Genomic DNA, 13674 nt, shown 5'->3' with positions numbered 1-13674 from the left:
AAGTCACTCAACCTTAAAGCTGCTGAGTCGCAAACGACAGCATCTGATCCGCGGTCGAAATTACTTTTGAGTTAATTTCATAGGCACGCTGAGTGGTAATCATATTGACCAACTCTTCAACCGCATTGACGTTTGAACCTTCAAGCATACCTTGTTTAATAAATCCCACGCCACCCACTCCTGCTTCGAGAACATTGGCAGGCCCACTGGCCGCCGTTTCCTGAAACAGGTTCTGCCCCACGGCTAATAGCCCTTCTGGATTAACGAAGTCTGCAAGTTCAATCGGGCCTTGCTCCACAGACTCGCCATTTACAACAGTAGTGACCATACCATTCACCCCAACACTAAAATTTACTGTTCCAGCAGGGATCTCAATCGCAGGTTGAAGCGCATAGCCTTCGGCCGTGACCAGTTGATTGTCGGCATTTAAATGGAACTGGCCATTACGAGTATAGGCAATCTCACCATTGGGCTGGACAACTTGGAAGAAACCGCGTCCGTTGATGGCCAAATCAAATGAACGATCCGTAATCTGCAAGTCACCCGTTTCGAACATTTTTTGTGTACTAACCGTGCGCACACCGTGGCCTAGCTGCAACCCAGAAGGAAGCTGAGCATCGTTGGCATTCTGCGCGCCTGGCTGACGGCGCACTTGATAGAGCAAATCCTCAAACACAGCACGATCTTTTTTAAAGCCGACCGTACCGACATTGGCGAGGTTATTGGAAATCACGCGAAGGTTGGTGTCTTGTGCACTCAAACCGGTTTTAGCAACATGAAGCGCGCCGTGCATAACTGTATACTCCTAAGATTAGCTCATTTGCAGCAAGCGAGCCGAAGCGCTTGAGTTTTCTTCTGCAGTTTTCATCATTTTAATTTGAATTTCGTACTGTCGAGACAAACTGATGATGGACGTCATTTCTTCGATGGCATTCACATTGCTGGTTTCGAGGTAGCCAGAACGCATTTGTAGATCCAAAGCCGGTGCTATAGGTACACGATCATCTGTTCTCATCAAGCCATCTGGGCCTTTAAATGAATTGGCCGGATCTAAGCGAACCATTTTAATCACATCGACAAGCGCCAACTCCGCCGCATTATCACCAAGAGGTCGAATGGTAATTGAACCATCATTCACAATGTCGATGCTTTGATAATCTGGAATGACGATTGGAATGCCGCCATTCCCGATAATCGGCAAACCATTGCCTGTGACTAACTGATTCGCCGCATTAATCTGCAGAGCGCCAGCACGTGTATAAGCTTCATTGCCATCCGGCCCTTCAACCGCTAGCCAGCCTTCACCCACTATGGCAACATCTAGCACACGCCCTGTTTGCTGTAAGGTACCTGATTCACGATTGGTACCAGGTGTTTCGGCCATAGCATAGACACGTGAGGTATGGCCATCGCCAAACACACGCATTGATCGGGCTTGCTCAAAATCTTGCTTAAACCCAGTGGTGGTAACGTTTGCAAGGTTATTAGACCGAATCTGTTGCGCATTCATGTTTTCTCGCGCACCCGTCATGGCCAAAAACAGCACCTTATCCATCGTTTACTCCTATTCAGCTGACAAGCGGTTAAGTCTTGCCGCTTTTGTATTCTCTAAGTAGGGTTAAGCAAAGGACGTGCCAGTGAAGACATTCAAGCCAAATTTAGCGCAAAAAAAAGCCTCTATTCTTAAATGCAGAGGCTTTTTTCTGAGATTCAGACAGGTTAGATGTTCAAAATATTCTGAGTAATATTATTCGCTGTTTCTAGCGTTTTAGAACTCGCTTGGAAGTTACGCTGCGCCTGAATCAAATTCACGAGTTCAGTCGACAAATCCACGTTGGATTGCTCTAGTGCTGCCGAACGCAGAGTACCGTTCAAACCCGTTCCTGGTGCGTTCAAAATAGCATTACCTGATTGCAACGACGCAATCCACTCAGTATTACCCGCTGGCTGAAGACCGTCTTGGTTTTCAAAGGTCGCGAAAGCAACAATACCTAAGCGCTGCTCTTGACCATTACTAAAAGAGGCGATCATTTCACCCGTTGGTGCAAATGTCACTCCAATCAAGTCACCCTTAGTGTAACCGTTTTGCTGCTGTGACTTTACTATAGATGCCGAAGCGAACTGAGTCGTGTTATCCAAACGCATATCGATGACAGTCGTTTCAGAGGCAGGATCGGCTCCTTTGATCTGAATAGTAGGTGCACGCCCACCCGCTGGAAATTGCTCACCATTCACTTCGGTAAGCAAACCATTAGACGGATTGAATTTAATCAAAATTTGACCCGGCTCGGTATCAACACCAGCACCAGGAACCTGCGGCTTACCTATATCCAATAACTGAACATTATTGAGGTAAGCATACATACGGTAGTAACCGTTATAATCATTATCACCCTCGACAATATTACTGGTTTCAATTTGACTATCCGTTACCGCTGTAGTGATAAGGCTATCACCAAATTGCAAACCAGCACCAGCAGGAGGATCTGTCAGGGTTAAACGTGGCTTGTAAACTGGGGAAGAATTATCAAGATTACCAACATCTGCTTTAAACTTCAGTGTAACCGTTGGCACAGCTCCAAGCGTATTAATCTCAACAGACTCAATCTCAGGATTGCGGTCTAATATTTGTGCTTCACGGTTTTTGATAGCTTGCGCAATTTGTTCAGCTGTATTTGCGGCCGCAATCGGAATAGTAACACCAGCTAATAAAATGTTACCTGTTGTACCTATAGCCTCACTCTTACTAAACTGATCAGGTGTAGCAGGGATGGCTGGAGTAGGAGGTATAGGTGGTACTGCCGCCGGATCACCCGGATCAGCAGGAACAAATGGTGTACCAGCCACAGTCCTTAGATTTATATCATAAGTCCGTGTCTCATTCGCCTCACGGAAACGATCCGCCACGAGCGTATTAAACTTTGTTGAACTAATTTGATCTTCATTTTGAACTAAAACATCACCTGTATCAGATGCCCAAGATTTAAACTCAAAGTTAAGCCGTCCACTTGCAACATCATAGCGAACAGTCGACAAATCAATTCGATTATCAGCTAAAGATAATTCATTGAAACCGTTAGTCGCAACGGCAGGTGGTACTGCACCCGAGTTGTCAATCAATCGCCCATTGGCATCAAAATCATCTGCAACCAACTGCACACCTGCAATTCTCGGATACTGATTTGGTAATGGTACTGGTGGATTCGCATCGTCAGTTAATTTCACATCAAATACAAACAACTCTCGAACTGGCCGCTGCTCTGCAAAATTATATTTGAGCGTTTGTGGGTTACCCAAACTATCGTAGGTTCTAACAGTAGTCGAGTAGGTAAATGAACTTGGATCATCTTTATTGTATGTGGGAGTCAGGGTCGTTGCATCAGCACGCGCATCGATATTAACTGCAAGATTAATATTGTTAGTGGCTTTAGGCAGACTTTCTTTATCTTTAACTGCTAGATTACCAATAGGTAACTGATTACCTTGCTGATCTAAACCGTAACCTTGTAAGAACTTTCCGCTAGGAGATACAATTAAACCATTACGATCTAACTCAAACGAGCCTGCACGAGTATAGGTAACAGACCCACGACCATCATCTAACTGAAAAAAGCCAGAGCCGTTGATAGCCAAATCAAGATTGTTATTGGTGAACTCAATCGTTCCTGCACTAAAGTCCTGACCTATGCCGGCAACTGTAACACCTGATCCGGGTGTATTGCTCGAACCAGCGCCCACTACAGATGTAGCATATAAATCTGCAAACTGGGTACGGGATGATTTAAAGCCCGTGGTTGCAACGTTTGCGATGTTGTTACCCGTAACGTCCAACATTGTGGAGGCGGCCTTAAGACCTGTAACGGCTGTATTGAATGACATGACTTTTACCTCACTTTAACCTAACTGTTTGACGTCACTAAAGTTAATCGCGCCAATGGCGGTATTCACCTTCATTCCGATCCCATTTTGACCTAAGGACACACTGTTCACTGTAAACGGCATCCAAGTATCAACTTGTACATACTTATCACCATCAAAGGCTTCCGCAATCACTTGATAGCTTCCGGCGGGAACTTCTTCATTCGCATTCCAAACAAAGCTTCGCTCACCAGAGGATGCTGAGCCCATATTAACTTGATCAACCAAGTTGCCTCCCTGATCATAAACAGAGACACGCAAGCTAGTTGTGGGAGTCTCTAAATTGACCGTACCCGGCAGCGCACCCCCTGCCTGATTTAACAGAGCAATATCTGTGTTCACAAACACCCTTTGCCCTACCATGGATGATGCTTGGAGTGCACTTTGACTACTGAGCAAACTATTACTCATAGTTTCAAACGTCTTAGCCATGCCCGTCATAGACTCAACCATGGTCATGCTGGAGATCTGCTGCATAAAATCAGAGGTGTCAGATGGATTGGTTGGATCCTGATTCTGCAACTGTGCAATCAAGAGTTTCATAAACATTTGATTGTCATCAGTGCCGTCAGATTTTTTGACCTGTGACGATTGATTGTCACGATTTATCTGGTCAAATATATTGTTGTTCGTGTTAATAGTGCTCATCTCTTAACCCTCTGAGACTTAGCCTTGACCTAAGGTCATGGTCTTCTGCAGCATCTGCTTAGTCGTATTCAGCACATCTGCATTGATCTGAAATGAACGTGATGCGGAAATCATATCCGCCATTTCTTCAATGACATTAACGTTTGGATAAAAAACATAACCTTGCTCATTTGATAAAGGATGGTTTGGCTCATACGCCATGCGAAGTGGTGTTTGACTTTCGATGACATCCAACACCTGTACACCTTGACCTGGCACTAGCCCTGTGGGTGTTTCACCCAACTGACTGATTTCAGGCGCCTTCAATGCAAATACAGGTTTGCGGGCTCTGTAGGTTTCACCTTCGCTAGAACTGACACTCTCAGCATTTGCCATGTTACTGGCTGTAGTGTTCAAGCGTATGGTTTGAGCACTCATGGCAGAACCAGCAATCCCAAATACATTCGACAAAGACATACTTATTCACCCTTTATGGCTTTTTTAAGCCCACTGAACCGACTATTCAAAAACTCAAAGCTCGCTTGATAACGCAAAGAGTTATCGGTAAATCGACTAATTTCTTCCTGCACTTCTACCGTGTTGCCATCAACCGCAGGTTGAAAGGGAATACGGTACATCAGGTCTGCGGCAAAATCAGGATTCACCAACCCATCCAGATGCCCACCTTGTGTTTTTTGCAAATGCAACGGACTGTGCGTCATCTTGCTTTCAAGCACTTGCTTAAAATCGACATCACGCGCTTTAAAGTTAGGGGTGTCAGAGTTCGCAATGTTATTTGCTAACACCTCAGCACGATGCGCTCTAAACGTCAGAGCGTCTGCATGTATGCCGAGAGCTGATTTGAAATTAATTGACATAGCCTTGACCTTACCCGTTTAAATCTTGAGAAGCGATGACGAAGATGCGCTTTACAACAACTAAAGCAATTGGCGTGCCATTAAGCATAATGCATTGATTTTATTGAACACTAATAATGATAGAAGTCTATCCATCATTATTAGGAAGGGAAAAGCGGCAAGAGTCTGCCACTTAAGCGGCAAGTTAAATGCTCTGGTAAATGATGCCAGGGCGGCAATGAATCATGCGATACAAATCGGGTAATCCTGATAAGGACTCAGAGGCACCTAAAATAAGATATCCTCCAGGCTTGAGCTGCTTATGCATTTTTCTCAAAATTTCAGTTTTAACATCCGATGAAAAATAGATCAGTACGTTTCGACAGAAAATAATGTCAAATTGGCCTAACGAAGAATACTGACCCAATAGATTGAGACTCTGAAACTTAACACGCGCCTTAATTTCAGGCTTAATCGTCCAGCTCCCTTCAGGATTTTTCCTAAAAAAACGATTCAAACGATCCTGCGACAGACCTCGCCCAAGCGCCAACATCTCATACTCGCCACGCTTCGCCTGATCTAAAATCACTGAAGAGATATCTGTGGCGACAATTTCTTGGCCTGCCGAAAAAGCACCCGAGCGTGACTGCCTAAACTCTTCAATAACCATACTGATTGAGTAAGGCTCTTGACCACTCGAACAAGCCGCAGACCAAATCCGCAGCTTTTGCATTGGCTGACCGCTGGCGATTTCAGCTAAGAGCTTGTCTTTGAGTATTTCATACGGATGAATGTCTCTAAACCACAAGGTTTCATTGGTCGTCATCGCGTCGATGACCTGCTCTTTGAGGAGATTTCCGCCCATGGAATTAAGCCGACTCACTAACTCACTTAATGTTGTAAAGCCCTCCTTTTGCATAATTTTGCTCAAGCGGCTTTGCACAAGATATTGTTTGTGCTCGGCTAATAAAATGCCACAGCTTTTCTCAAGAAACTGACTAAAGTTTTTGAACTCGTCAGATGTGATCGTGAATCCTGTTCTCACGCAGCCCCCTTGCTAAATCAGCGTTTGCTGACCGCTTCAATACGTTTAACCACAACAGAGGCAAGTTCGTCAGGATTAAACTTAGCTAAGAAACCATCGGCTCCAACTTTTTTAACCATAGATACGTTAAAACCACCACTCAAAGATGTATGCAAAATAATGTGCATACGTTGCATCCGTGTATCGTTACGAATCATTGATGTTAAGGTATAACCATCCATCTCTGGCATCTCGATATCCGAAATCAACATCAGGTAATATTGTTCAACATCAACACCTCTAGCGGCCATATCCTTTAACATCAACCAAGCCTCGCGACCATTTTTAGCGGATGTTACCTTCACACCAAGATTTTCGAGGCTGCGCTGCATTTGATTACGAGCGACTTGAGAATCATCGCAAATCAAAACGTGCAACTCATGCGCGGCTTTTTTAACTTTTTCGGTGGCAATGTCATCACTGACATCCGTTGATGCAGGGTAAATATCGGCCAGGATTTGCTCGACATCGATAATCTCGATTAGCTTTTTCTCGAACTCAAACACGGCCGTCAAGTAATTGTCTGAACCTATTTCTGCAGGCGGTGCCATGATCTGATCCCAATTGGTGTTCAGGATTCGATCCACTTTTCGGACAAGAAAGGCTAAAGTGCGCTTGTTATACTCAGCCACAATTAAAAAACAACGGCGCTCATCTTCAGCGGGCACCGGGCTCCGGCCTATCGCCTCAGATAAGTCCAGAACAGGAATTGTCTCTCCTCGAATATGAGCCATCCCCTTGATTACACTTGTCTTTCTAGGAACCTCTGTCAACTCAGGACACTGCAAGACTTCACGCACTTTAAACACGTTAATGCCATAACGCTGACTGGTCTCGAGGCCAAAAAGCAACAATTCAAGCCGGTTTTGGCCAACCATCTGCGTACGTAGGTTTACACTATCTAATATAGATGACATGATTCATCAAACCCCAAGACCGTTCATACATAAGTGACATCCACCTGTTAAGGCTGAACATACACGTGAATTCACATAATTTACCATTAGTTTTAATATTTTTGCTTATTTTTTTAAAATCAACGTCTAGCCTCGCGATCGAATTGCCTGAATCTATTCAACAACAGGTTGAAGAGGCTATCATTCATGAGTTTAGCACACGTCTCCCTGAAAGCAGGTTAGACGTCAGCATAAATCCCGTCAATCAAAACCTTACTCTCGCTGCATGCGAGCATCCACTGGAAATCCAAATTCCCTTTAACAGTGGCCAAAGAGTAACGGCTAAAGCAACTTGCCACCAGCCTTTTTGGAGCTTGTTCGTTACAGCACAAGTACGACAATTGATGACCGTCGTTGTGAGTGCAAAACCTTTAGTACGCAATACCCGGATTAGCGCAGCAGATATTAAACTGGTTGAACAAGATATTTCACGCCTCGGCCAGGATTATTTTACACGGGAGCAAGATGTCATCGGGAAGCAAGTCAGACGTCAAATTGGTAGCGATCAGGTCATCAACGCCCGGATGCTCGAGGTCGCTATGCTGGTTTCAAGAGGTGATCGAGTGATGATTGAAGCACAAAGAGGTGCACTTACGATTCGGATGCCAGGCATAGCACTAGAAGATGGACGACAGCAGCAACAAATTCGTGTACAAAATAGCCAATCTGGCAACGAGGTCAGAGCGATAATTATCGCGCCTGGAGTGGTGAGGGTTCAGTAATCACACTATAATAGGATGGCAAAACCAGTTGAATTGCTTTTTTCGATAAAAAAACCTATTTTTTTACTAAAGAATTTCAGAAACGAGTCGATACCCTTGCTATACACAGTTTACGAGGTAATTTAGGATGGCTATCGAATTCAACAGCCTATCCTCTAACCAGACATCTGCGAGTCGAAATAAACCCGGTGACGCGAACTCACCATCGACTCAATCCAAATCGTCTGCAGGAGGCACACAGGCACCGCCAAAGGATACCGTTCGCTTAAGCGATGCGGCACAGGCGATACAGTCTGCAGGCAAAGCAGCGGAAGGAGCTCCTGACGTTAATGCAGCACGGGTCGCTGAAATCAAAGCCGCCATTGCTGATGGCAGCTACTCCATTAACAACGAAAAACTTGCAGACAAACTTCTGCAGTTTGACAAACTCTTTGCTTGACCTGTATGGCAGACGCATCTTCACAGCGTTTCATCCAACAGGTCAGCGAAGGGATTGAGCTCTTTGAAAAACTCCACCAGTTATTGGAGGACGAGCTTTCGATTATCGTTTCAAGGGACCTGGACGCACTCAATGACATGACTCAGCGTAAACACCAAGTGTTGCGCGAGATCGAAAGCAGCATTTTAGAGCGCAATCAATCACTGACGTTATTAGGCTTCACTCCATCTGAAGATGGATTCAAACAGTTTTCGAACACCCTATCCTTATCAGAACGCGGCCCGTTAATTGAAAACTGGACGCATTTGACACACCTTCTTAGTCAAATCCGATTTGCTAACGAGCGCAACGAGCAAGTTGTGTCACGCAACAAAGCCAATGTAGACCAACTGCTAAATTTATTACAGGGCCAGCATACGGCGAATGCTCTGTACGACCAACAAGGCAGCAAAGGCCACTACTCTGCTCAACGGCGCATTGGTAAAGCTTAACTTAAGACATAACTTCCAGTCTTTACTCTAGTTTTACTTAACCAAATTCGATAGAATACTCAGAAATCTCCCTATAGTTCAACCGGATAGAACGGGCCCCTCCTAAGGGCCAGATCGGGGTTCGAGTCCCTGTGGGGAGACCATATCGCTCTTCTCTACTTTAACAATGCGTGCAACGAGCCTTTGGGAAGATTCGTGAGCGGTTTAGTAAAGTAGTAAATCAACTGACGCTGCCTTACTTTCTCTTCTTCCGTCAACGCTGACTTCTGAGTAAGCTTTAAAAAGCGCTTTACCATTTTCAATCGTGATTCACGGTTAACCTCATTATCACGAGCAACCTCTAGGTACAATTGAGCTAGATTCAGCATGACTGTTGCGTTGGTTGGGTTGTAGTCGATTGCTAAATTCAAGTAACGCAGTGCCTGACCGTATTTGCCAGCCATATAATGCTTACTTGCCAGTCGATTGACCTTATCACTCATCACTGGATCGAAGTTTACCTTATCAGGCAGCGCGGTTTGATCGACTTTTTCTTCTAAAATCGGGACTGCATCACCACTGACAATGAGCATTTCTCTTTGTAAATTCAAAGGGCTGACTAAGGTTCTATTAATCCGCTCTGCTTGCTGAAGAAACTCTGCAGCCTGTTCATTGTTTTGATTATCTTCACACCATTTCGCTTTCAATAAAGCAGCTCTAGCTTTAAAAGCTAAATCTTTTGGAAAGGAATATTCGGCAAGATTCAGCAAAGTCATCATTTTATTTTCGAGCTCAATCTTGTCTTTGGGCTCAGCTGACTGCATTTCTAAACGACGAATATTGGCAAGGTAGAGATAAGGGTCCGGAGATCGATAACAGCTTTTACGCCCTAACGAAATCGAGCGCCGATAGGCTGTATCCGCTACCTTTAACTCATGTGTATAGGTTGCAACCCGTCCCAACTCCATTTGCCGGGGAATGCCCAAAGGAGATCTTGACGTAGCCACCTCTAACGTCTCTCTTGCTAAAACTAGATCTCCTTTTCGCTCATGTACGTTTGCCAGTAGATCGTAGGCTGGCACTAAAAGTGGATGCGCTTCAACAAGGTCATTCAGCAAACTCAGCGCCTCATCTAAACGATTAAGATTGATAAACGCTTTTGCCATGCATAAGCCAGTATCTTTATCCGACATATCCCAGAAATGCTGTTGTAAAATATCCAGCGCTTCATCCGCACGCCCCAAATCAATCAATAGTGAGGCTTTAATCCGCTGTGCAATTTCATAGCAGGGCTCATAGACAGGAACATCATCACAATGCACAAGTGCCGCTTGATGATCACCCGCCTCTATCGCAACATCGATGGATCGTAAGACTTGTTTGCGCGCAATTAAGGCATCAATACGGTATTTAAGCTCATCAACCGTAAACGGCTTGGTGATCAGATAATCTGGATTACTTTCAATTGCGTGGAGAACAACGGCTTGCGATGAGTCACTGGTCATGAAAATCCAACCGCAGGTTGGACGCATGTACCCTCTAAACCGAGCCTCTTCTAACAGCTGAATACCGGTCGTTTTGTCACTCGCATTGTGACCCAATAAGACAATATCGAACGCTTCATCACGGACAGTGTCCAGAATTTGCTCATTAATGGTCATTGCCTGAATGTTGACAACACCTAATTGCCGCAACATTTGTGAAATAGTCGAGCGCATATTGCCACTGCTCTCGATCAGCAGAACGCGCTTGTCGGAATATGATATTTTTCGCGGATTCACGCTGCGTGTGCCTTAACGACTACAGAATATAAGCAAGAGTATAGCGGCTTATCCTTAGCTTAGGCTAGCGGAAAACAAATTCTGAACGGCGGGATAAAAATCATCACATATTCCAAAATAATATATATGATTATACATTAGTTATATTTACATTAGATATATAAGTAATAGAATTACCTAATGCAACACCCATTTTGATTTAAACAACATGCATTCCCTCAAGAACGACTTCGGAGCTTTCTGTATGTCCAATAAAAAAACACCACCAGCTAATGAACGTCGTCGAGATCTTCTCAAGCTTGGTCTAGGCGCAACTGTTGCAGCCCCTCTCCTGAGCCTTGCAGGGAATGCAAGCGCAAATGCCATTCAAACGTCTGCTCACGTGGTTATTAGCGGTGCAGGGGCAGGCGGTTTAGCCATGGCTAACCGTCTATCTCGTAGTTTACAAGGTGCAAAGATCACCTTAATAGATGCTCGCCAAGAACATCATTACCAACCGGGTTGGACTCTGGTTGCTTCTGGTGTCTGGGACAAATCCAAGACCCTAAGTAAAACAGCTGAATGGATACCTTCTGGAGTCAATTGGCTACGGGCAATGGTAACAGAGTATGATCCCGACAATAATCAAGTCACTCTCAATGATGGACAAACGCTGACCTACGATTACTTGATTGTTGCAACAGGTGTCGAACTTCAATATGAACGTATCGAAGGGATGGACGTTAATTTAATTGGCCAAGGAAAAGGCATTGGTAGTGTTTACGCTGGGATTGAAGCAGCGGCAAAAACCAACGAAGAAATCGAACGCTTTATTGCCAAAGGCAGCGGAAAGGGCGTCTTTACTCTATCTCCCACCCCCATCAAATGTGCAGGCGCTCCCCTTAAAATGACCTTCACTACGCTATCACGCCTTGAAGATGCTGGAGTTCGTGATCGCTTCGATATGCACTTTTTCACACCCTCTGATCGAGTGTTCAGTGTTGATTACTACAATGACTTTGTAAAACAACGTTGGACTGAACAAGGGTTAACTCGACATGACTTTCATCGTTTGACGGCTATCGATGCAGATCGCAAAGAAGCGACCTTTACCCTGCAAGATGGTAGCGAAGTTAAAGAAGACTATGACTTTCTTCATGTTGTTCCGCACATGGCCGCGCCACAATCGGTGCGTGAGAGTGAATTAATCTTTAAAGAGGGTCCATTTGCTGGAAACTGGATGGAAGTTGACCGAGAGACACTGCAGCACACTCGCTACAGCAATGTATTTGGCATTGGCGATGTCATGGGCATGCCCTTCAACAAAACAGCCGCCAGCGTCAAAATGCAGGCCTCTGTTTTGGAACCGAACATCATTGCTCATATTAAAGGACAACCCTTGTTAGCCAAGCATAACGGATACACCTCTTGCCCAATGATCACTGCAGTTGGCAAAGCCATGCTGGTTGAATTTGGCTGGGGCGGCGAACTTTTGCCATCTTTCTCCTTTATTGATCCGAAAGAAGAGTCTTGGGCTGTCTGGATTATGAAAGACAGAATGCTGCAGCCTGCATATAACGCAATGCTGGTTGGTAAGGTTTAAGGAGCATTAAAATGACATTAGCTGGTATTTTAACCGTTGTTTGGTTTGCGATTAAACCTTACCTATGGCTTATTCTTATCGCCCTTGCTGTACTTGTTGCTGCACAGATTGCAGGTCGTATAAAGGGATATCGCTGCTTTTCCACTCATGGGCGTTTTGCATGGATTTTCGGCCCAATCATTGGAATTTTGGCCTTTATTTTCATGCCTGGAATTTTTAACTCCCAATTTGGCTACGTCGCGACAAGTTTCGACTGGCTTGCCCTAATCGGAGGTAGTTTAGGGGTGACTGTATACGCTCTTATGGTCCTTAGACCTCTGTGCCACCTACGCAGCTGCCGTTAGGCAAAGATACAGGATCAGTCGTTCAACACGGCTGATCCTAATTCAATATCTTGGCTAAAGAAGTTGGATTGCCAACGGATGTTCAACACGAATTCGTATTGCATGGTGACGCGCATTCTCTCGAATCAACCAACCTCGAACACGCAAGGTTTTTCCTTCAATTTGATCTAACGACAGACTATCAAATCGTGGCAAATCTGAGCGTCTAATCTGCAAAGCCACCCCTCCTTCTAAATTAATCCAGATAAACTCAGCAGACTGCCCAACACGCGTTACTTTACCACGGACCATTGCAGCCCCTCTTGCCGAATCTGGAATCGCGCTGCTCAAAAGACCCGGAGAATACTCTCTCTGACTCCATATTCGCTTTGCCTGCTGTTCTGCCTGTCTCTCAAATGGCGCTAAACACTCGGCAAACTCAAGATTAGGTGCTACATGGACTTGCATCACCCACCCGTCGGATAGCAAACGTCTCTGTAGATTCGTGCCATCTGGCAAAAAGAGGTAAGCCAACGAGCGCCCATAACGGTCTTTCGATTCTTGGCCATATTGCAGAAGTACGCGATGATCATGATCACGCAGCACTCCTTCTAACCATTTTTTTCCTTCTCGGGCATAGGGCTCGTCAGGCTGTCCATTGCGCCCTAATTCTGGTGCATCTATCCCTAATAGGCGTACACGCTCACCACTTTCAAGAACAACTGTATCAGCATCAATCACATAGCGAACCTGAGCGGATTGGGTTGTAGCACTAGGAGGACATGGCTCTGCAAATGCTTCATGACTGAGCACGAAAAAAAACAAGCCCAGCCAGCGCATGGATTTCAACATTTTTATCTCCGTTTTACCCCACTGAAAAAGGTACAAAAAACTAACATACAACCTAAGAACATT

The 13674-nt window shown here is 44.9% G+C and carries 15 protein-coding genes and 1 tRNA gene; 6 read left to right on the top strand and 10 right to left on the bottom strand.

Annotated features, from left to right (window positions below; translation table 11 throughout):
• Positions 1 to 13 precede the first annotated feature (13 nt).
• From flgG to DN062_RS00620, 8 genes are all read right to left on the bottom strand, one after another.
• On the bottom strand, positions 14 to 793 hold the full coding sequence (flgG, locus tag DN062_RS00655) for a flagellar basal-body rod protein FlgG (protein WP_112156621.1): 780 nt from the start codon (positions 791 to 793) through the stop codon (positions 14 to 16).
• An 18-nt stretch (positions 794 to 811) separates the two neighbouring features.
• Positions 812 to 1555, bottom strand: coding sequence for a flagellar basal-body rod protein FlgF (gene flgF, locus DN062_RS00650; RefSeq protein WP_112156620.1), 744 nt, complete (start codon positions 1553 to 1555; stop codon positions 812 to 814).
• A gap of 164 nt (positions 1556 to 1719) precedes the next feature.
• Positions 1720 to 3879 (bottom strand): flagellar hook-basal body complex protein, encoded by a 2160-nt coding sequence (locus DN062_RS00645; RefSeq protein WP_112156619.1) that lies wholly within the window; start codon positions 3877 to 3879, stop codon positions 1720 to 1722.
• Between the two features lie 15 nt (positions 3880 to 3894).
• Positions 3895 to 4566 (bottom strand): flagellar hook assembly protein FlgD, encoded by a 672-nt coding sequence (locus tag DN062_RS00640; protein WP_112156618.1) that lies wholly within the window; start codon positions 4564 to 4566, stop codon positions 3895 to 3897.
• An 18-nt stretch (positions 4567 to 4584) separates the two neighbouring features.
• Positions 4585 to 5022 (bottom strand): flagellar basal body rod protein FlgC, encoded by a 438-nt coding sequence (flgC, locus tag DN062_RS00635; RefSeq protein WP_112156617.1) that lies wholly within the window; start codon positions 5020 to 5022, stop codon positions 4585 to 4587.
• Positions 5023 to 5024: 2 nt separating this feature from the next.
• Positions 5025 to 5423, bottom strand: coding sequence for a flagellar basal body rod protein FlgB (flgB, locus tag DN062_RS00630; RefSeq protein WP_112156616.1), 399 nt, complete (start codon positions 5421 to 5423; stop codon positions 5025 to 5027).
• A 184-nt stretch (positions 5424 to 5607) separates the two neighbouring features.
• Complete coding sequence (locus DN062_RS00625) at positions 5608 to 6447, bottom strand: CheR family methyltransferase (protein ID WP_112156615.1); 840 nt, start codon at positions 6445 to 6447, stop codon at positions 5608 to 5610.
• A gap of 17 nt (positions 6448 to 6464) precedes the next feature.
• Complete coding sequence (locus tag DN062_RS00620) at positions 6465 to 7403, bottom strand: chemotaxis protein CheV (RefSeq protein ID WP_112156614.1); 939 nt, start codon at positions 7401 to 7403, stop codon at positions 6465 to 6467.
• 143 nt (positions 7404 to 7546) lie between these two features.
• Here DN062_RS00620 and flgA point away from each other — a divergent pair, with 143 nt between their 5' ends.
• From flgA to DN062_RS00600, 4 genes are all read left to right on the top strand, one after another.
• On the top strand, positions 7547 to 8164 hold the full coding sequence (gene flgA, locus DN062_RS00615) for a flagellar basal body P-ring formation chaperone FlgA (protein WP_239995641.1): 618 nt from the start codon (positions 7547 to 7549) through the stop codon (positions 8162 to 8164).
• Positions 8165 to 8291: 127 nt separating this feature from the next.
• The gene (gene flgM / locus DN062_RS00610; protein WP_112156612.1) at positions 8292 to 8603 is read left to right on the top strand and encodes a flagellar biosynthesis anti-sigma factor FlgM; all 312 of its coding nucleotides are present in this window, start codon (positions 8292 to 8294) and stop codon (positions 8601 to 8603) included.
• A gap of 5 nt (positions 8604 to 8608) precedes the next feature.
• A complete protein-coding gene (locus DN062_RS00605; RefSeq protein ID WP_112156611.1) occupies positions 8609 to 9094 on the top strand; it encodes a flagella synthesis protein FlgN in 486 nt (161 codons plus the stop codon).
• Positions 9095 to 9161: 67 nt separating this feature from the next.
• Positions 9162 to 9237, top strand: a tRNA-Arg gene (locus tag DN062_RS00600).
• A 12-nt stretch (positions 9238 to 9249) separates the two neighbouring features.
• Here the strand turns inward: DN062_RS00600 and DN062_RS00595 are convergent.
• A complete protein-coding gene (locus DN062_RS00595; RefSeq protein WP_275668077.1) occupies positions 9250 to 10854 on the bottom strand; it encodes a response regulator in 1605 nt (534 codons plus the stop codon).
• A 244-nt stretch (positions 10855 to 11098) separates the two neighbouring features.
• Between DN062_RS00595 and DN062_RS00590 the strand changes: the two genes are divergently transcribed.
• Both DN062_RS00590 and DN062_RS00585 read left to right on the top strand, forming a co-directional pair.
• Positions 11099 to 12436 carry an NAD(P)/FAD-dependent oxidoreductase gene (locus DN062_RS00590; RefSeq protein WP_112156610.1) on the top strand — a complete coding sequence of 446 codons (1338 nt, stop codon included), beginning with the start codon at positions 11099 to 11101 and terminating at the stop codon, positions 12434 to 12436.
• 11 nt (positions 12437 to 12447) lie between these two features.
• On the top strand, positions 12448 to 12780 hold the full coding sequence (locus tag DN062_RS00585) for a hypothetical protein (RefSeq protein WP_112156609.1): 333 nt from the start codon (positions 12448 to 12450) through the stop codon (positions 12778 to 12780).
• A gap of 54 nt (positions 12781 to 12834) precedes the next feature.
• Here DN062_RS00585 and DN062_RS00580 read toward each other — a convergent pair whose 3' ends face one another.
• Entirely contained in the window at positions 12835 to 13611 is a 777-nt protein-coding gene (locus DN062_RS00580) for a thermonuclease family protein (RefSeq protein ID WP_112156608.1), read from the bottom strand.
• Positions 13612 to 13674: the final 63 nt, after the last annotated feature.

The sequence above is a fragment of the Nitrincola tibetensis genome (genome assembly GCF_003284585.1).
GTDB classification, from domain to species: domain Bacteria; phylum Pseudomonadota; class Gammaproteobacteria; order Pseudomonadales; family Balneatricaceae; genus Nitrincola; species Nitrincola tibetensis.
This window is presented reverse-complemented; position numbering and strand designations above follow the sequence as displayed.

What these genes read in the sequence shown, in the direction of transcription:
- flgF (WP_112156620.1), bottom strand. Translation starts at nt 1,555, where the DNA reads ATGGATAAGGTGCTGTTTTTGGCCATGACGGGTGCGCGAGAAAACATG.
- flgC (WP_112156617.1), bottom strand. Translation starts at nt 5,022, where the DNA reads ATGTCTTTGTCGAATGTATTTGGGATTGCTGGTTCTGCCATGAGTGCT.
- DN062_RS00645 (WP_112156619.1), bottom strand. Translation starts at nt 3,879, where the DNA reads ATGTCATTCAATACAGCCGTTACAGGTCTTAAGGCCGCCTCCACAATG.
- DN062_RS00605 (WP_112156611.1), top strand. Translation starts at nt 8,609, where the DNA reads ATGGCAGACGCATCTTCACAGCGTTTCATCCAACAGGTCAGCGAAGGG.
- DN062_RS00640 (WP_112156618.1), bottom strand. Translation starts at nt 4,566, where the DNA reads ATGAGCACTATTAACACGAACAACAATATATTTGACCAGATAAATCGT.
- DN062_RS00590 (WP_112156610.1), top strand. Translation starts at nt 11,099, where the DNA reads ATGTCCAATAAAAAAACACCACCAGCTAATGAACGTCGTCGAGATCTT.
- flgM (WP_112156612.1), top strand. Translation starts at nt 8,292, where the DNA reads ATGGCTATCGAATTCAACAGCCTATCCTCTAACCAGACATCTGCGAGT.
- DN062_RS00585 (WP_112156609.1), top strand. Translation starts at nt 12,448, where the DNA reads ATGACATTAGCTGGTATTTTAACCGTTGTTTGGTTTGCGATTAAACCT.
- DN062_RS00580 (WP_112156608.1), bottom strand. Translation starts at nt 13,611, where the DNA reads ATGTTGAAATCCATGCGCTGGCTGGGCTTGTTTTTTTTCGTGCTCAGT.
- DN062_RS00620 (WP_112156614.1), bottom strand. Translation starts at nt 7,403, where the DNA reads ATGTCATCTATATTAGATAGTGTAAACCTACGTACGCAGATGGTTGGC.
- flgB (WP_112156616.1), bottom strand. Translation starts at nt 5,423, where the DNA reads ATGTCAATTAATTTCAAATCAGCTCTCGGCATACATGCAGACGCTCTG.
- flgG (WP_112156621.1), bottom strand. Translation starts at nt 793, where the DNA reads ATGCACGGCGCGCTTCATGTTGCTAAAACCGGTTTGAGTGCACAAGAC.